The sequence below is a fragment of the Psychromarinibacter halotolerans genome (assembly GCF_029168315.1).
Classification (GTDB): Bacteria; Pseudomonadota; Alphaproteobacteria; order Rhodobacterales; family Rhodobacteraceae; genus Psychromarinibacter; species Psychromarinibacter halotolerans.
In genome coordinates, this window is the sequence record NZ_JARGYD010000005.1 from 84,734 (window position 1) to 100,812 (window position 16,079).

At 66.0% G+C, this 16,079-nt stretch carries 15 protein-coding genes; 6 read left to right on the plus strand and 9 right to left on the minus strand.

From position 1 onward, the window contains the following. Window positions 1-51: 51 nt before the first annotated feature. On the minus strand, window positions 52-1,470 hold the full coding sequence (locus tag P1K30_RS14110; protein WP_275633397.1) for an FAD-binding oxidoreductase: 1,419 nt from the start codon (window positions 1,468-1,470) through the stop codon (window positions 52-54). A gap of 44 nt (window positions 1,471-1,514) precedes the next feature. Then, complete coding sequence (locus P1K30_RS14115) at window positions 1,515-2,375, minus strand: MBL fold metallo-hydrolase (protein WP_275633398.1); 861 nt, start codon at window positions 2,373-2,375, stop codon at window positions 1,515-1,517. A 204-nt stretch (window positions 2,376-2,579) separates the two neighbouring features. Here P1K30_RS14115 and P1K30_RS14120 point away from each other — a divergent pair, with 204 nt between their 5' ends. Continuing rightward, a complete protein-coding gene (locus tag P1K30_RS14120) occupies window positions 2,580-3,605 on the plus strand; it encodes an Atu2307/SP_0267 family LLM class monooxygenase (protein ID WP_275633399.1) in 1,026 nt (341 codons plus the stop codon). Between the two features lie 40 nt (window positions 3,606-3,645). Here the strand turns inward: P1K30_RS14120 and P1K30_RS14125 are convergent, their stop codons facing one another. Further along, window positions 3,646-4,185 carry an adenine phosphoribosyltransferase gene (locus P1K30_RS14125; RefSeq protein ID WP_275633400.1) on the minus strand — a complete coding sequence of 180 codons (540 nt, stop codon included), beginning with the start codon at window positions 4,183-4,185 and terminating at the stop codon, window positions 3,646-3,648. Between the two features lie 211 nt (window positions 4,186-4,396). Between P1K30_RS14125 and P1K30_RS14130 the strand changes: the two genes are divergently transcribed. Further along, window positions 4,397-4,570 carry a hypothetical protein gene (locus tag P1K30_RS14130; RefSeq protein ID WP_275633401.1) on the plus strand — a complete coding sequence of 58 codons (174 nt, stop codon included), beginning with the start codon at window positions 4,397-4,399 and terminating at the stop codon, window positions 4,568-4,570. Between the two features lie 40 nt (window positions 4,571-4,610). Here the strand turns inward: P1K30_RS14130 and P1K30_RS14135 are convergent, their stop codons facing one another. Genes P1K30_RS14135 through P1K30_RS14145 form a run of 3 tightly spaced genes read right to left on the minus strand, consistent with a single transcriptional unit; the run spans window position 4,611 to window position 7,220 of the window. Further along, window positions 4,611-5,084, minus strand: coding sequence for a DUF2269 family protein (locus P1K30_RS14135; RefSeq protein ID WP_275633402.1), 474 nt, complete (start codon window positions 5,082-5,084; stop codon window positions 4,611-4,613). Further along, a complete protein-coding gene (locus tag P1K30_RS14140; RefSeq protein WP_275633403.1) occupies window positions 5,084-6,340 on the minus strand; it encodes a DoxX-like family protein in 1,257 nt (418 codons plus the stop codon). Before P1K30_RS14140 ends, P1K30_RS14135 begins: the two co-directional genes overlap by 1 nt. Window positions 6,341-6,347: 7 nt before the next feature. Next, a complete protein-coding gene (locus P1K30_RS14145; RefSeq protein WP_275633404.1) occupies window positions 6,348-7,220 on the minus strand; it encodes an S-methyl-5'-thioadenosine phosphorylase in 873 nt (290 codons plus the stop codon). 377 nt (window positions 7,221-7,597) lie between these two features. Between P1K30_RS14145 and P1K30_RS14150 the strand changes: the two genes are divergently transcribed. Both P1K30_RS14150 and P1K30_RS14155 read left to right on the plus strand, forming a co-directional pair. After that, complete coding sequence (locus tag P1K30_RS14150; RefSeq protein WP_275633609.1) at window positions 7,598-9,139, plus strand: SulP family inorganic anion transporter; 1,542 nt, start codon at window positions 7,598-7,600, stop codon at window positions 9,137-9,139. 144 nt (window positions 9,140-9,283) lie between these two features. Continuing rightward, complete coding sequence (locus P1K30_RS14155; RefSeq protein WP_275633405.1) at window positions 9,284-10,411, plus strand: AI-2E family transporter; 1,128 nt, start codon at window positions 9,284-9,286, stop codon at window positions 10,409-10,411. 7 nt (window positions 10,412-10,418) lie between these two features. On the opposite strand, the gene P1K30_RS14160 is transcribed toward P1K30_RS14155, so the two are convergent. Next, entirely contained in the window at window positions 10,419-11,531 is a 1,113-nt protein-coding gene (locus P1K30_RS14160; protein ID WP_275633406.1) for an endonuclease/exonuclease/phosphatase family protein, read from the minus strand. Window positions 11,532-11,640: 109 nt separating this feature from the next. Next, window positions 11,641-12,243, minus strand: coding sequence for a flavin reductase family protein (locus P1K30_RS14165; RefSeq protein WP_275633407.1), 603 nt, complete (start codon window positions 12,241-12,243; stop codon window positions 11,641-11,643). A gap of 126 nt (window positions 12,244-12,369) precedes the next feature. On the opposite strand from P1K30_RS14165, the gene P1K30_RS14170 reads away from it, so the two are divergent. Beyond that, a complete protein-coding gene (locus P1K30_RS14170; RefSeq protein WP_275633408.1) occupies window positions 12,370-12,864 on the plus strand; it encodes a GNAT family N-acetyltransferase in 495 nt (164 codons plus the stop codon). 235 nt (window positions 12,865-13,099) lie between these two features. Beyond that, the gene (locus P1K30_RS14175; RefSeq protein ID WP_275633409.1) at window positions 13,100-13,570 is read left to right on the plus strand and encodes a hypothetical protein; all 471 of its coding nucleotides are present in this window, start codon (window positions 13,100-13,102) and stop codon (window positions 13,568-13,570) included. A gap of 58 nt (window positions 13,571-13,628) precedes the next feature. Here P1K30_RS14175 and ptsP read toward each other — a convergent pair whose 3' ends face one another. Next, window positions 13,629-15,887, minus strand: coding sequence for a phosphoenolpyruvate--protein phosphotransferase (gene ptsP / locus P1K30_RS14180; RefSeq protein ID WP_275633410.1), 2,259 nt, complete (start codon window positions 15,885-15,887; stop codon window positions 13,629-13,631). Window positions 15,888-16,079 lie beyond the last annotated feature (192 nt).

Below are 16,079 nucleotides of genomic sequence, written 5' to 3' on the forward strand. Positions count from 1 at the left end.
CGGGGAGCGCGAGGGGCAGAGCCCCTCGTTCCAGCACCGTCGGAAAGCGCGTCAGTCGCGCAGCGGCAGGACTGCGCCGGGGTTCATGATCCCCAACGGGTCCAGCGCGTCCTTGATCGCCCGCATCGCCGCCAGCTTGGCGGGGTCGCCGTAGCGCTGCAGGTCCTCGGCCTTCAGCCGTCCGATCCCGTGTTCTGCGCTGATCGATCCGTCGAAGCTGTCGACAAGATCGTGCACCGCGCGCTGTACATCGCCCTTCTCGGCGATGCGCGAGTCGCGGCTCTGACCTTTCGGCGGATACACGTTGTAATGCAGGTTCCCGTCGCCAAGGTGCCCGAAACAGTTGATCCGATAGTCGCCAAGCTTCTCCAGCACACCGGGCGCGGTGCGGATGAACTCGGGGATGCGCGAGATCGGCAACGAGATATCGTGCGACGAGATCGCGCCGATCAGCTTGTTCGCCTCGGGGATCGCCTCGCGCATGCGCCAGAACTCGGCGCGCTGCTGCTCTGACTGGGCGATCAGGCCGTCTGATACCAACTCGCGTTCGTGCGCCGCCATGAACAGCGTCTCCAGCGTTTCGGCGGGGTCGCGTCCGGCATCCAGTCCAAGGTCGATCAGCACCATCCACTCGGGCGGGTCGGGGAAGGGCAGGCGCACGTCGGGGATCGTTTCCGACAGGAAGGTGGGCCCCATGCCCGAGATCAGCTCGAACGCATTGATGCCGGACCCGGCGATGTCGCCCGCCAGCGCCAGTAGGTCCAGCGCCGCGTCGGGGTCGCGCACCACCATCACGGCGGTGCCGGTTTCGGCAGGGCGCGGGAACAGGCGCAGCGCGGCGGCGGTGATGACCCCCAGCGTGCCCTCGGCCCCGATCAGCAGGTTACGCAGGTCGTACCCGGTGTTGTCCTTCCGCAGCCGTTTCAGCCCGTGCCAGACCGACCCGTCGGGCAGGACGGCTTCCAGCCCAAGACACAGGTCCCGCGCATTGCCATAGCGCAGCACGTTGACGCCGCCGGCGTTGGTGCCCAGCAGCCCGCCCATCCGGGCCGATCCTTCGGACCCCAGCGACAACGGGAACAGCCGGTCTGCGGCTTCCGCCGCGGCCTGCACGTCGACAAGGATCGCGCCCGCCTCTGCGACCAGCACGTTCTCGGCCGCGTAGGTGGCGCGGATCTTCGTCATGCGCTCCAGCGACAGCACCAGCGGCACGGGACCGTCGGGCATCACCTGCCCGGTCACCAGCCCCGTTCCGCCGCCGTAGGGGATCACCGGCACGCGGGCCTCGGCTGCGGCGCGGATCGTCTCGGCCACCTCCTCGGTCGAGCCTGGGGCGACGACAAGGCCGATCTGGCCCGGTTTGCCGCCGCGCGGGGTCTCGGCATATTGGGCGGTGTCGTCCTTGAACGCCGCCTGCGGCAGGCGGCTGCGAAGGGTCTCGGCGAAGGCGTCGGTTACGGAATTATGCATGGCTTCGATGAACCATGACGCCGGGTCGGGCGCAAGCCCGGGTGCTATTCCTCGAACACCGGCAGGAACTGCGGCTCCAGCACCATCACGGTTGGGCGCGACGGCAGGTCCCGCAGCGACACCACGTATTCCGACCCGCCCGCGTACTGGATGTCGAAGGCTTCGGACATGCGGGCAAGGAAGGCGTCCAAGGCCCCGCGCCCGAACCAGTGCATCGGGATCACCACAGAGCTTCTCAGCCGCTCCATGATGCGCACCGCGACGTCCACGGGGATGGTCAGGCCGCCATCCACCGCAATCATCACCACGTCCAGCCGGCCGATCGCGGCATACTGTTCTTCGGACGGTTCATGATGCAGGTGACCCATGTGACCGATGCACAGGCCTTCCACCTCGAAAATGAAGATAGAGTTGCCGTCGTCTTCCCGCCCCGTAAATCCCGAGCGGATGTCGGTCGAGACATTGCGGATCAGCACGTCGTCCAGCACAAGGTGGTGGTTCACCGGGCCGGTCCCGTCCTCGTTCCAGCCGGGCAAGACGTTCGGAATGCGCTCGTCCGGGCGGCCGGTCCAGTGCGAGGAATGGGCGTGGTTCATCGTCACCACATCGGGCACGAAGTCCTGACTTCCGGTATAGCCATTGTAATCGGTGATCCCGCTGAAGCCGCCCGGCGTCTGGATCAGGAACATCGAGTGATCGATATAGCTGATCCGGACCGAAAAGTCGGGGATCGGATCGGCGTAGGCGGCCTTCTGGATGTATTCGAGCCCCGGTGCCGCGTCCGCGATGGCGATGCAGTGCGACATCCGCCGCTCCTGCGCCTCGGCGCCGGTCGCGGCGACAAGCATCAGGCTGGCAAGGGCATAGCTGGCCAGGGCATGGACGGAAGGGGCGAAACGGATCATGGCGGGCTCCCCGGTGTTTACCCAACGATAGCCCGACCTCGCGCGTTTCCCCTAGCGTCCGTCGCCCTGCGGCCGATCACACCCGCGTCAGATGCCACCTTTCCGGGCAACCGGTGCACAGCTCGTGTGCGGCGCGGCGCAGCCGGCCCCCTGTCGGTCGCGCCTAGGGTGCCCTAGGTAAGTTGCAACGCAAAGGAGACGGAAATGGAAGTCGGGCTTTACACCTTCGGCGATGTCGGCACGGACCCGGTCACCGGAAAGCGCATCGACGCCCCCGAGCGGCTGCGCAATCTTGTCGAGGAAATCGAACTGGCCGATCAGGTCGGGCTGGATGTCTTCGGGCTGGGCGAACACCACCGTCCGAACTACGCCGTGTCGTCCCCGGCCGTGGCGCTGGCCGGTGCCGCGCGCACGACGAAATCGATCCGCCTCAGCTCGGCCGTCTCGGTTCTCAGCTCCGACGATCCGGTGCGCGTCTACCAGCAATTCGCAACGCTCGACGGTCTGTCGAACGGGCGGGCCGAACTGATGGTCGGCCGTGGGTCGTTCATCGAAAGCTTCCCGCTGTTCGGCTACGAACTGGACGACTACAACGCCCTGTTCGACGAGAAGCTGGCGATGCTGCTTCAGATCGACCGCGACCCGACGCTGAAATGGCCCGGAACGGAATTCACGCAGGCCGTCGGCGGGGCCGGGGTCTATCCGCGCCCGCAGAACGGCAACCTGCCGATGTGGATCGCTGCGGGCGGCACGCCGCAGTCGATGGTGCGCGCCGGTGCGCTGGGCCTGCCGCTTGCGCTGGCGATCATCGGCGGCGAGCCACGCCGGTTCAAGCCGCTGGCCGATCTCTATCGCCGTGCGGCGGCCGAGGCGGGCCATGTCGACAAGGCGCGCGTCTCGCTTAACGTCCACGGCTATGTGGGCGAGGACGGCAAGGCGGCGGCCGACCTGTTCTTCCCGGCGCAGAAACAGGTGATGGACCAGATCGGCCGCGAACGCGGCTGGGGCCCGCAGTCGCGCGCCCAGTTCGACGCCTCTATGAGCCCCGAGGGCGCGATGTTCGTCGGCGATCCCAATCAGGTGGCGGACAAGATTCTTGGCCTGAAGGACGACCTTGGGTTCGACCGGGTGTCGATCCAGATGGCGATCGGCGTGATCGACCACGCCGAAATGCTGAAGGCGATCGAGGTTCTTGGGACCAAAGTCGCCCCGCTGCTGCGCGCAGGCTAGGCAAGCGCGACGCGTCAGGGCGCTTCGGCGCGCTGGCGCGTCAGAGCCCTTCGAATTCGCAAAGCGCGTGAACCTCCATTCCCATCTGGGTCAGCTTTTCGCGGCCGCCCAGTTCGGGAAGGTCGATGATGAAGGCGCAGCCAACGATGGTGGCGCCCAGCCGCTCCAGCAGCTTGATCCCGGCCTCGGCCGTGCCGCCGGTGGCCAGAAGGTCGTCGATCACCAGAACGGTCTCTCCGGGCGTGATCGCGTCGTCGTGGATCTCGACGATCGCCTCGCCGTATTCCAGCGTGTACTCTTGGCTGATCGTGGTGCCGGGCAGCTTGCCCTTCTTGCGGATCGGCACGAACCCGGTCCCAAGCTGGTGCGCGATGGCGCCGCCAATGATGAAGCCGCGCGCTTCCAGCCCCACCACCTTGTCGATGCGCTGACCCGCGTAGGGGTGCAGCATCTGGTCGATCGCCATGCGGAACCCGCGCGGGTCGGCGAACAGGGTGGTCACATCGCGGAACATGATCCCCTCGTGGGGAAAATCGACGATGGTGCGGATATAGTCTTTAACGGTCTTCGTAGCGATCATGGGGCGGCCCCTTTGGCTGGCGTCGGGGCCGATTATGTCACGCATCGCCAGTTGCGTTGCAAGCGACCAACCGGCGGAAGGATTGCCCAAGACAGGGCCAAGTGACGTTTTTACCGTTCCTTTTCCCGGGGCGCGGGGCTAGGATATGTAAAGCGGTTGTATGTCGGTTGTATATACGCCAAACGGATGCGACGAAGTGGAGCGACAGCGCGTGAGCAAGAAGGCCGACAAGAAGTCCGGCAAGAAGGACAGCCAGCTTATCCTGCGGCTCGACAAGGAAGAGCGCGACGCGTTCGTGAAGCTGTGCAAGGAACAGGACACCAGCGCCGCGCGCGAAATCCGCCGGTTCATCCGCGACTATCTCGGCGAACACGCGGAAAGCTGACCCCGTTGGCGTCCCTCCCCAGCAGGGTCAGGGAGGGGCCTCACCACAGCGCCGGTTTCGCCACCATCAGCCAGTACACGCCAACCAGCGCCCCGAACGCGGGCCAGCCCAGTGCGAACCACAGCCGGTACATCCGGCGCGCTTGGTCCGGCAGTGGCGCGCCCTCGGCCAGCGCCTGACCGGCTAGGTCCCGAATGCGGATCTGAAGCCGCACCACCGGCGCCCAGCACGCGAAGGCAAGGGCATAGGCCGCATAGGTCGCGACCAGCCACGATGCGTCCCAGCCCCAGCCGCCCATGTGCACCAGCGCCAGCCCGGTAAGCGGCTGCACGATCCCGGCGGGCGTGGTGAAGATCCAGTCCGCGACCACCACCCCGGACGCGACCGAGTGAACCGTCTCGACCCGCCCGGTGCGCATCGCCCAGACCATCTGGAACGCGGTGCCGATCCCGGTGCCGAACAGCACGGTCGAGGACAGGATGTGCAGCCATTTCAGGACCAGATACCAGTCCATCAGCGTTCCTCTTCCAGAACCCGGTGGACAAGGATCAGCAACAGGATCGGCAGGTTCTTCAGCAGCGCGCCGAACGGGTCCAGCCACAGCGACGGGTCCAGCACCGACAGCCCAAGCGTATAGCCCACGACGACCGTTAGCTGCACCCATGCCAGCAGGCGCAGACGCCACGCCGCCAACAACCCGATCGCGATGCCAACGTCCACCAGCCCGCCAAGCCGCCCCAGAACCAGCGCGGCCATGTCCGGAAGCGCCGTGTCGACCGAACCCAGCACCGTGGCGGTTGGCAGGAACAGCCCCAAGACGCCCGACATCAGCCACATCAGCGCCAGCACCAGCCGCACGCCGGGTTTCAGCAGGAACAACCTGGCGTGCCACAGATCCTGCGTCCCCGCAGGGCGGGCCGCAAGGAACTCGGACGCGCCGCGCGTGCGGCCTTCGGGCGGCGGACGGCTTTCGATCCCGTGCGCCAACTGGTCTACGGCGACCGCAGAGATCGGCCCCAGCGTCAGCAGCGACCCGATCCGCCCGACGCCGCGCGCCAGCGGAAGCGGCATCCGCAGGACCGGCACCGGCGGCTGGCCCATCCAGCCGCGCAGGCGGGCGGTCAGGTCGGCCAGCGACAGGCTTTCCGAGCCGCCGACCTCTAGCAGGCCGTCCGGCGGGCCTTGCAGCGCGCGCACGACCAGTGCGGCAAGATCGGCGGCGTGCATCGGGTTCACCCTTTGCGTCCCGTCGCCGACCACCGGCGTGGCCAGCGGCATCGCCGCCATTGCACGCAGCAAGGACGTACCGCCGTAAGAGGTTTCGCCCATCACCAGCCCGGGGCGCAGGATGGTGGACGGGCAGGGCGCCTTGTCCAACAGCGCCTCGGACGCGCGGCGCCAGCGGCCGAAGGGTGTGTCGGCCTCGATCCCGATGGCCGAGATCAGCACGATCTGCGCGTCCTTGGTCAGGCCGTCATAGATCGCACGCGGCGCAAGGACATGCACCGCCTCGAATGCGGCCTCGGACGCATCCAGAAGACCGGCGGCGTTCACCACGCCTTCGGCTTCGGAAAGGTAGGGTCGCCAGAACCCCATTTCATGCGTGGCCGGGTCGGTCATGTCGGCACGCAGAACCTCGAACCCCTGCGCCGCCAGCGCCGAGGTGCGGCGGGCGACGCAAAGCGGAAAGAAGCCCGCGTCGCGCAGGGCGGCTGCGATATGGCGGCCGATGAACCCATCGGCGCCCAAAAGCAGGATGCGGCCCCCCATGCCGGGCTCAGAGAACCCGGCCAGCCACCGCGTCGAGCTTCGACAGAAGCGCGGGGTCGCGCTTGTCCGGCGCGGTCATCAGCGCGAATTCCAGCGCACGGTCGCAGCCATGCGGGCAGGGCTCGCGTTCGGCGCCCAGCAGTCCGGGCAGCTTCGCGACAAGGTTCCGCGCCTTCTCGGCGTTGCCGGTCAGGGTGGCGATGATGTCGGTGATGTCGACGGCGCCGTGATCCGGGTGCCAGCTGTCGTAATCGGTGATCATCGCGACCGAGGCATAGCAAAGCTCTGCCTCGCGGGCGAGCTTGGCCTCGGGCATGTTGGTCATGCCGATCACGTCGCAGCCCCACGCCTCGCGGTACATCTTCGATTCCGCCATCGACGAGAATTGCGGTCCTTCCATCGCAAGGTAGGTGCCGCCGTCGTGCACGGTGATGCCAAGATCCTTCGCCGCCGCGACGCAGGCCGCCGACAGGCGCGGACAGGTGGGATGCGCGACGCTGACATGAGCGACGCAGCCGGTGCCGAAGAACGACTTTTCACGCGCGAAGGTGCGGTCGACGAACTGGTCCACCACCACGAAGTCACCCGGCGCCATTTCTTCACGGAACGACCCGCAGGCCGAGACGCTGATCACATCAGTGACGCCCAGTCGCTTCAGCGCGTCGATGTTCGCGCGATAGGGAACGGTGGTCGGCGAATGGACGTGACCGCGACCGTGCCGCGGCAGGAATGCCATGCGGACCCCGTCCAGCGTGCCGGTCAGGATCTCGTCCGAGGGATCGCCCCACAGGCTGTCCACCGTCTGCCATGCCGCGCCTTCCAGCCCGGCGATCTCGTAGACCCCCGACCCGCCGATGATCCCGATGACCGTGTCCGCCATTCCGCTGCTCCTGTTGCTGACATCCGATTGATACGCACGCTATGCCGCGGTTGCAAAGGCGGACTGATCTGTTGCCGCAAGGTGCCGCATTGCGGCTTTCGACGCCCTAGGCGGGTGGGTCTGCCCTTGGCACAGGGACCCACGTGTTCTAGGAGGGCCGCGAATTGCCCGCACGGCACCCTTCGTGTCGCATCGGGCCCTCCGCGTGTGACCCGGACACTCAACGGGTCTTGCGACGACGCGGAAATCCACAGGGCCGGGTGTTCTCCCGGCTGGTTTGCATTGAAGGAGACGGGATGAGCAGAGCCCTGCAAAGCATCCTCGGGCTGACCGGGCGCGTGTCGTCCGGGTCCGGTACGAAGCTTGACGCCGCCCAGATGAAAACAGAGGTCCTGTCGGGCCTCACGGTGGCCCTTGCGCTGGTGCCCGAAGCGGTGGCGTTCGCTTTCGTGGCCGGGGTGCACCCGCTGGTCGGCCTGTACGCCGCGTTCATCGTCGGCCTGATCACCGCCTGTTTCGGCGGGCGTCCGGGCATGATCTCGGGCGCGACGGGGGCTTTGGCGGTCGTGATGGTCTCGCTCGTGGCGCAGCACGGTGTGGAATACCTGTTCGCCACCGTGGTGCTGATGGGCATCCTGCAGCTGATCGCGGGCGTCATGCGGTGGGGCAAGTTCATCCGGCTGGTGCCGACCCCGGTGATGCTGGGCTTCGTCAACGGTCTGGCGATCGTGATCTTCCTTGCCCAGCTGACCCAGTTTCAGGTTCCCGGCACCGCCGAGGTTTCGGGCCACGGCATGTCCGGCGGCGAATGGCTGTCCGGTTTCCAGCTGTACCTGATGCTGGCGCTTGTGGCGCTGACGATGGCGGTGATCTGGCTGCTGCCGAAGGTGACCAGCATCGTGCCGGCACCGCTGGCGGGCATCGCGATCACGGCTGGCATCGTCATCATCTTCGGGCTTGATAGCCCGCGGGTCGGCGACATGGCCTCGATCGAGGGCAGCCTGCCGCCGTTCCACATCCCGATGGTGCCGCTCAACTGGGAGACCTTCGAGATCATCGTGCCCTACGCGGTCATCCTTGCCGCCATCGGCCTGATCGAAAGCCTGCTGACGCTGAACCTCGTGTCCGAGATGACGGGCGAGCGCGGTGGCGCCAGCCAGGAATGCCTTGCGCAGGGCGCGGCCAACGTCGTCACCGGCTTCTTCGGCGGTATGGGCGGTTGCGCCATGATCGGTCAGTCGATGATCAACGTGAAGTCCGGCGGACGCACCCGGGTGTCCGGCATCACGGCTGCCCTGTTCCTGCTGTGCTTCATCCTGTTCGCCGCCCCGCTGATCGAGCAGATCCCGCTCGCGGCGCTGGTCGGCGTGATGTTCATGGTCGTGATCGGCACCTTCGCGTGGAACTCGCTGAAGGTGCTGTGGAAGGTGCCCTTCGTCGACGCCTTCGTCATCGTGCTGGTGACCGGCGTCACCGTGGCCTACGACCTTGCGACCGCCGTGGTCGTCGGGGTGATCGTGTCGGCGCTGGCCTATTCGTGGAAGAACGCCACCCGCATTCACGCCGTGGCCTACACCACGCCGGAGGGCGCCAAGGTCTATCAGGTGCAGGGACCGCTGTTCTTCGGTTCTGCCGCCGGGTTCGCCGAGATGTTCAACGTCGAGGAAGACCCGTCCCGCGTGGTCGTCGACTTCCAGAACAGCCGCGTCGCCGACCAGTCCGCGCTGACCGCAATCGAGTCGCTGGCGGTGAAGTACGAGGCCGCCGGAAAGCGGCTGGAACTGCGCCACCTCAGCCGTGACTGCCACAAGCTGCTGACCCGCGCGGGCCAGCTGATGATCGACAGCGACGACGACCCTGACTACGGCATAGCCGTGGACTATGGCGTGCGCACCGGTCAGCTGGGCGCGGGCCACTAGGTACGGGAAAACAAAGCGACGCGGGGCGTGTGTCCCCGCGTCGCGCCGTGCGTTGCGTGCCGGTCGGGTCGCGGGTGGCGCGAAAACAGTCTGGCGCAGGGCCAGGAAGATTGACACGAATGCCGTTTGCCGCGTTCGTAAGTCATGCCCGACCAAAGACCGAATTCCTCTGATTTGCCAACAAGCCGTCAGCGCAGCCGCGAGTTGGTCGAGACGACCCTGCCGATTCTCGCCCTGATGCTGCTGCTGTTATTGGGCTTCACCACGGTCCAGCCGTTCCTGCCCGCCATCCTGTGGGGGATCTTCCTTAGCGTGTCGTTGCGCCCGGTGCACGATCGCCTGACCCGGGCGCTGCGGGGCAAGCGGGGCAGGGCAAGTGTCTTACTGGGTGTGATCTTGGTCGTTCTGCTGGTGTTGCCGATCCTTGGCCTGTCACGGTCGCTGATCGCCTTCATCCCGGACGCTTTGGTCTGGTTCTCGGAACAGGGCACCGACCTTATCGGCGCCGAAGTCGGCGAGATCGATGTCGAGCGCAATCCGATCACCGGCGAGATCACCTCGATCTGGGACACGGTCATTCGTGACCTGCAGTTTATCCGCAATCATTTCGGCGAAGAGCTGAAGCCGGTCGCCTTCTGGCTAATCCGGGAAGGGCGTTTTGTCGGCGTCTTCGTCATGGAGTTCGCGGTCGGCGTTCTGCTGGCCGTCATCCTGCTGCACCGCGCGGATGGCCTGTCACGCGCCGCGGCCGCACTTCTGCAACGGGTCGGCGGGGCGTTCGCGCTGGAACTTGCGGATCAGGCGGTGGTCACGATCCGCTCCACGGTGTTGGGGGTTCTGGGCTCTGCCGCCGCGCAGGCGTCGGTGGCGTCGGTTGCCTATTTCATCGTCGGCGTGCCGCATTGGCCGATCCTTGCGCTGCTGACCCTGATGCTGGGTCTGGTGCAGGTCGGTCCGATCCTTGTCTGGCTGCCCGTCGCCTTCTGGCTCTGGTCCAACGAGGCGGTCGGCATGGCCGTCTTCATGTGCATCTGGGGCATGTTGGTGGTCGGTCTGACCGACAACGTGGTGAAGTCCTTCGTCGTATCGCGGGGCGCCCACCTTCCGGCAATCCTTGCCCTGTTCGGCGCCATCGGGGGGCTGCTGGCATGGGGCGTGGTCGGCATCTTCCTTGGGCCGGTGATCCTTGCCGTGTGCTACCAGCTGGTCCTCCGGTGGATGGAAAGCGAAGAGGACGCACCCGCCGAAGCCGGTGCCGAACCGCTGGACTAAGGGCGGCTTAGGCGACGTCGATCTCTTCCGGCATCGGGTTCCAGTCGAACCGGGCCCGCACAAGCCCGTGGTCGCTGGCGCCTTCGCTGTGCTCGAAATCCTCGCGGTTCAGGTGGTCGTTGTAGTTCTCCATGTCCCGGAACGACCAGCGGCGCTTGCGGGAATGGTCGTAGAACTCCTCGCTGACAAGGATGTGGTCGAGGCTCTCGCGTTTGTCCTTGTAGACGTGGGTGTAATAGACATGCCGCAAGGATCGGTACTGCTGAAGCCGCTCGACAGAATACAGCCCCTTGTCGGCGCTGTGTCCGGCCCGCGACTTCTCGACCAGCCGATAGGTTGGCTGGGCCGAGATCAGTTCGGTCGACACCGACAGCGAGTCGTCGTTCAGGTCGCCCAGCACCACGGTGGGCGAGATCTGGTCCTCGTCCTCTGCTTTCATCACGCCGTCCAGCATGGCCCGCAGCGCGCCTGCCTCGACGATGCGGCGCACATGGGCCAGCGCCGCCCGGGCGATGCCGGGAAAGGCCTGCAGGATCTGCGGCTGAGGCTGGGCGAAGGACACCCGCGCCGGCCCTTTCGATTTCAGATGGGCGACGAACACGGTGACCGGCGGCGGCTTGGGCGACGTGCCTTCGGACTGGATCACGGCTGTCAGCACCGGGCGCGAGAACCGGTTGATGGTAAGCGTGATCTCTTCCGAGGCGCCATCCGTTTCCCGCACCCCGTCGTAAACGTAGGCTTCGGGGAATTCGGCGATCCAATCCGCACCGGGAAGCAACTGCGCGTTGCCGTGCCGGTCCTTCCGAACCGCCAGCGCGACCTGCGGCTGCCCGATGCCGGGCGCGTCACGCGCGACGATGTCATAGTCGCCGTCCAGCCCCGCTGCCGCGAACGCTTCAGTCAGGGCGGCGGCGGACCAGAGTTCCTGAAACGCGATCACCTCGGCGTCCAGCCGAGCGATCTGCGCACCGGTCCACGCGATCTTGCGGGCATAGGCGGCGCGCCCCTCGGCGTCGTCGGGAAAGGGCGGGCTGTTGGTCGAATAGGTCAGCCCGCCGGGAACCTGAAGGTTCAGCAGGTTGAACGTCGCAAAGCTGAGATCCCGCATATTGCGCGCCATCGGAAAGGCTCCCTGAACGTGGCTGTCCCCGTCAGGGTAGCACGCCCCGGTTGCCCCGCTTATGCGGGAATACCGGTATGGCGGTGCGGTGGAATCGCCTTGCGCGCGTTCAGTCGTCCGGGCGCTTCAGGCTGAACAGATCCGAGATCTTCGCATAGTCGCGATAGCCAAGACGGGTCAGCGGCTGATAGCGTGTGATGTCGAAGGTCCCGTCGACTAGGCAGTCGTCGCGCATGTGGACGCCCGTGACCTCGCCCAATACCAACCAGTTCGTTTCGCCCTCCAGCCGGACGATCTGCGTCATCCGGCATTCAAGGCTGGCGGGGGCGGCGGCGACGCGCGGACAGTCGATCGTCTCGCACTGCACCTTTTCCAGCCCGGCGGCGGTGAATTCGTCCTCGCCCGCTGGCAGACCGGCCGAGGTGACATTCATCGCGTCCCGCATCGCGTATTCCACGATGTTCACGCAGAACACGCCCGTCTCGCGGATCTGCGCGACGCTGTCCTTGGTGTCCTCGCGGTCCGACTTGGCCGAGGTCGAGGCGAACATAACCTGCGGCGGCACGTAGGCCACCGCGTTGAAGAAAGAATAGGGGGCAAGGTTGTCGCCCGCCGTGCCGCGGGTCGAGATCCAGCCGATGGGGCGCGGGGTGATGATGGCGTTGAACGGATTGTGGGGCAGCCCGTGGCCGTCCTCTGGGCGGTAGAACATGGTTGGCTCCGCTTGCGTCTGCGTTGCTGCGTTGCCCCCCCTTAGCCCGCGTGCTACGCCGCAGGCCAGTCGAAAACAGGCGGGCCGCAGCCGCGGGCTGCCCGGAACCACCAAGGACAGGGGCGCTTGTACCGAACCGCTCAGGAACAGCCCAACGACTGGTGGGAGGTCGAGGAACTCTTCAACCTGTGTTTCGCGCCCGGGCGCGAGATGTTGTCGTCGTACCGCCTGCGCGACGAGGTGCCCCCGGTGGCCGCCCTGTGCCGCGTGGCGCGTGACGACTACGACGCGGTGGCCGCCGCAATCCGCTATTGGCCGGTGCGCGTCGGCGGGGCCGAGACCCTGTTGCTGGGCCCGGTGGCGACGCACCCGATCCACCAGGGCGAGGGGTTGGCCGCACTGATCATTCAGGAAAGCCTTGCGCTGGCCCGGGACGCGGGCTGGGACCGGGTGCTGCTGGTCGGCGACGCGCCGTACTACGGCCGGTTCGGTTTTACGCGGAAAGACGGTGTCGAGATGCCGCCACCGACCAACCCGGCCCGGATTTTGGGGCTGTCGCTTGCCTCGGAGGACGCTTGGGACGGGGTTTCCGGGCCCGTAACGCGCTGGACCGACGGCTGATTTCACTTTTTTCCGAGCTGTTCCAAGCCGCCGGGCGCAGATCGCGCCGGACGCTTAACCTGTAAAATAAGGCGGTTCAGGCCCGCTAGCGCGCAGCATGAATTGATCCACCTGACGCCGGTCACAATTGTTTTAACAGATTCCGGTGACCTTTTTCCGGGGGCGCTGCGTTGGTGGTCCAGAAGGCGACGCAACACTGTCGTCAGTTTGAAAAAACACGAAAGGAGCGCTTGAAATGAAACGCTTTCTTATGACTTCCGCCCTCGTCCTGACCACCGCCACCGGTGCGGCCTTCGCCCAGTCGGCCGACTCGTCGTCGCAGCTGCGCACGCAGGTCGCCAACTGGATCGGTGGTTCGAGCTACAACGTCGACGTCGACAGCCTGACCGACGACCAGATCGCCGCCATGTACGGTGCGATCACCAGCTCGGAAGACCAGAGCGAACAAGACGCCGCCATCCGTTCGGTCATCAACGCCGAAAACGTCGAGATGGAAGAGCGCCCGAACTACGTGATCGTCGCCGACGAGCAGATGGACCGCAGCCAGCTGCATGAATCGGTCTCGATGGCTCTGGTGGGCACCGAGTACGAAGGCATGGCCTACACGCTGACCGACGAAGAACTGGCCGCCGTCTATGGCGCCGTGACCGGTACGGACAGCAAAAGCGAGCTGAACCTTCAGCTGAGCCAGTACTTCGAGAACTGATAGGTCTTTTTTAGATCTAAAGAGGGGTCGCCGTTTGGCGGCCCCTTTTTCGTGTGCGTCAGGCGTTGCCGTTGCGCCCCTGCGTCGCCAGCCAGTCCATGACCGACTGGCGAACCGACTGCACACCGCTTTCCCGCGCAGAGGAGATCACCTCGCGCGCCTCGGCAAGATCGACCCGACGCAACAGGCTTTTCACCGGGCCGATCGACGCGGGGCGCATCGACAGTTTCTTCAGTCCCATCGCGGCAAAGCACAACGCTTCGACCGGGCGTCCGGCGTCCTCGCCGCAGAAGCTGACGTCGGTGCCCGCCTCGTCGCAGCGTTCCACGATCCGCTCGATCAGCGATAGGAAACTGCTGTTCAGCGTGTCATAGCGCCGCCGCACCCGTTCGTTCTCGCGGTCGGCCGCGAAAAAGAACTGCTTCAGGTCGTTGCCGCCGATGGAGATGAAATCGGCCATTTCGTAGAACTGCCGCGGTGCATAGGCGAGGCTTGGCGTTTCCAGCATGGTGCCGATCTCGACCCGCTCGGGCATGATGTGGCCAAGGGCGTATTCGCGTTCCAGCTCGCGGAAGACATGCTCGCGACCGGCGCGGAATTCGTCGAACTGCGCGACCATCGGGAACATGATCGTCAAAGGCCGGCCCTTCGCGGCGCGGATCAGGGCCTGAAGCTGCATCCGCATCACGCCGGGCTTGTCCAGACCGACGCGGATCGCGCGCCACCCCAGCGCGGGGTTCGGTTCGTCCGACGCTTTCATGTAGGGCAGGACCTTGTCCGACCCGATGTCCAGCGTGCGGAACTGCACCCGCCGCCCGTTCGCCGCGTCCAGCACGCGGGCGTAGATATCGACCAGCTCGCCCCGCTTGGGCATCCGGTTGCGGATCAGGAACTGCAACTCGGTGCGGAACAGCCCGACCCCCTCGGCGCCAGAGCTTTCCATCGACGGCAGATCGGCCATCAGGCCCGCGTTCATGTACAGCTCGATGCGTTGGCCGTCCTTGGTCACGGCAGGCAGGTCCCGCAACGAAACATAGCGTTCCTGCGCCTCGGCCATCATGGCCATCTTGTCGCGGAACGCGCTGACCACGGTTTCCTCGGGACGCAGGTGCACGACGCCCTGATCGCCGTCCACCATGATCGGATCGCCGTTCAGCGCCTCGGCCGTGATGTTCTTGGCGTGGATCACCAACGGGATCGCCCACGCCCGCGCGACGACGGCCGCATGGCTTCCGACGGATCCGTCTTCCAGCACAACGCCTTTCAGGCTGCGCCCGTATTCCAACAGCTCGGCAGGGCCGATGTTGCGCGCCACAAGGACCGGGTCGACAGGCATCTCGGCGCCGGTTTCCGAGCCCTGCCCCGACAGAATGCGCAGCAGCCGGTTCGACAGGTCGTCAAGATCGTGCAGACGCTCGCGCAGATACGCGTCGGGCACCTGTTCCATCCGGGTGCGCGCCTGCGATTGTTCCTTCTCGACGGCGGCCTCGGCCGACAGGCCCCGGTCGATGTCAGCCTCGATCCGGCGCATCCAAGACCGCGAGTTCGCGAACATCTTGTAGGCTTCCAGCACCTCGCGCTGGTCCTTGTCGCCCGGTTCCAGCCGGTCAAGCATCTCATCCACCGACAGGCGCAGCGTGTCGATTGCGACCTGCAGGCGCGACTTCTCCATGTCGGGATCGTCCGCGACCGGGTTGGCGACCACGACGCGCGGCTCGTGCAGCCAGACGTGGCCCTCAGCGGTTCCTTCCTGCCCGGTGGCGCCTTGGTACATGACGGCCTGCTGGTGCAGCGCGCGAAGCGCCGCGCCCTCGCCGACGAAGGCGCCCAGTTCCGCCATCTCGGCCAGAACCATCGCGACCACTTCCAGCGCATAGACCTCGTCGTCGGAATAGCGGCGGGCCTCTTTCGACTGCACGACCAGCACGCCCAGCGTTTCGCCCAGCCGCTGAACGGGCAGGCCAAGGAAGCTGGAAAACACCTCTTCGCCCGTTTCCGGCATGTAGCGGAAGCCGCGCGTCGCCGGGGCGTTTTCCGTGTTCATCGGCCGTCCGGTGCCTGCGACGCGGCCCACCAGACCCTCGCCGATCCGCATCCGGGTCTTGTGAACGGCTTCGGGCTTCAGGCCCTGCGTCGCACACAGCTCCAGCGTCTCGGAGTCGCGGAACAGATAGATCGAGCACACATCGGTCCGCATGCTGTCCGCGATCAGGTGGGTGATCTTGTCCAGCCGGGCCTGACCCGCGCCTTCTTCGGCAAGCGTGTCGCGCAGCCGGCCAAGCAGTTTCCGGCTTTCAGATTCGGTTCCGTCGGCCATGCCGTTGATTCTGTCCCGCCAATTCCGCGCGTGTCTCCGCCCGGCCACCCTAAACGCAGAATTGCGCCAGCGAAACGATCATTCTCCGTGCAGCGCCCCTTGGCTGCACCTGCGCGCACCGTTCGCACAGTTGTTTCGCGGCTGGCATGTCCTTAAACCTGTTGGAAAAAGTTTAGGCTTCAAAAAAGCCGG

Bases quoted from the DNA above. Each gene is read 5' to 3' on its own strand.
- P1K30_RS14160 (WP_275633406.1), bottom strand. From the start codon at position 11,531: ATGGCGCGCAATATGCGGGATCTCAGCTTTGCGACGTTCAACCTGCTG.
- ptsP (WP_275633410.1), bottom strand. From the start codon at position 15,887: ATGGCCGACGGAACCGAATCTGAAAGCCGGAAACTGCTTGGCCGGCTG.
- P1K30_RS14155 (WP_275633405.1), top strand. From the start codon at position 9,284: ATGCCCGACCAAAGACCGAATTCCTCTGATTTGCCAACAAGCCGTCAG.
- P1K30_RS14150 (WP_275633609.1), top strand. From the start codon at position 7,598: ATGAAAACAGAGGTCCTGTCGGGCCTCACGGTGGCCCTTGCGCTGGTG.
- P1K30_RS14175 (WP_275633409.1), top strand. From the start codon at position 13,100: ATGAAACGCTTTCTTATGACTTCCGCCCTCGTCCTGACCACCGCCACC.
- P1K30_RS14110 (WP_275633397.1), bottom strand. From the start codon at position 1,470: ATGCATAATTCCGTAACCGACGCCTTCGCCGAGACCCTTCGCAGCCGC.
- P1K30_RS14135 (WP_275633402.1), bottom strand. From the start codon at position 5,084: ATGGACTGGTATCTGGTCCTGAAATGGCTGCACATCCTGTCCTCGACC.
- P1K30_RS14115 (WP_275633398.1), bottom strand. From the start codon at position 2,375: ATGATCCGTTTCGCCCCTTCCGTCCATGCCCTGGCCAGCTATGCCCTT.
- P1K30_RS14145 (WP_275633404.1), bottom strand. From the start codon at position 7,220: ATGGCGGACACGGTCATCGGGATCATCGGCGGGTCGGGGGTCTACGAG.
- P1K30_RS14165 (WP_275633407.1), bottom strand. From the start codon at position 12,243: ATGTTCTACCGCCCAGAGGACGGCCACGGGCTGCCCCACAATCCGTTC.
- P1K30_RS14125 (WP_275633400.1), bottom strand. From the start codon at position 4,185: ATGATCGCTACGAAGACCGTTAAAGACTATATCCGCACCATCGTCGAT.
- P1K30_RS14120 (WP_275633399.1), top strand. From the start codon at position 2,580: ATGGAAGTCGGGCTTTACACCTTCGGCGATGTCGGCACGGACCCGGTC.
- P1K30_RS14140 (WP_275633403.1), bottom strand. From the start codon at position 6,340: ATGGGGGGCCGCATCCTGCTTTTGGGCGCCGATGGGTTCATCGGCCGC.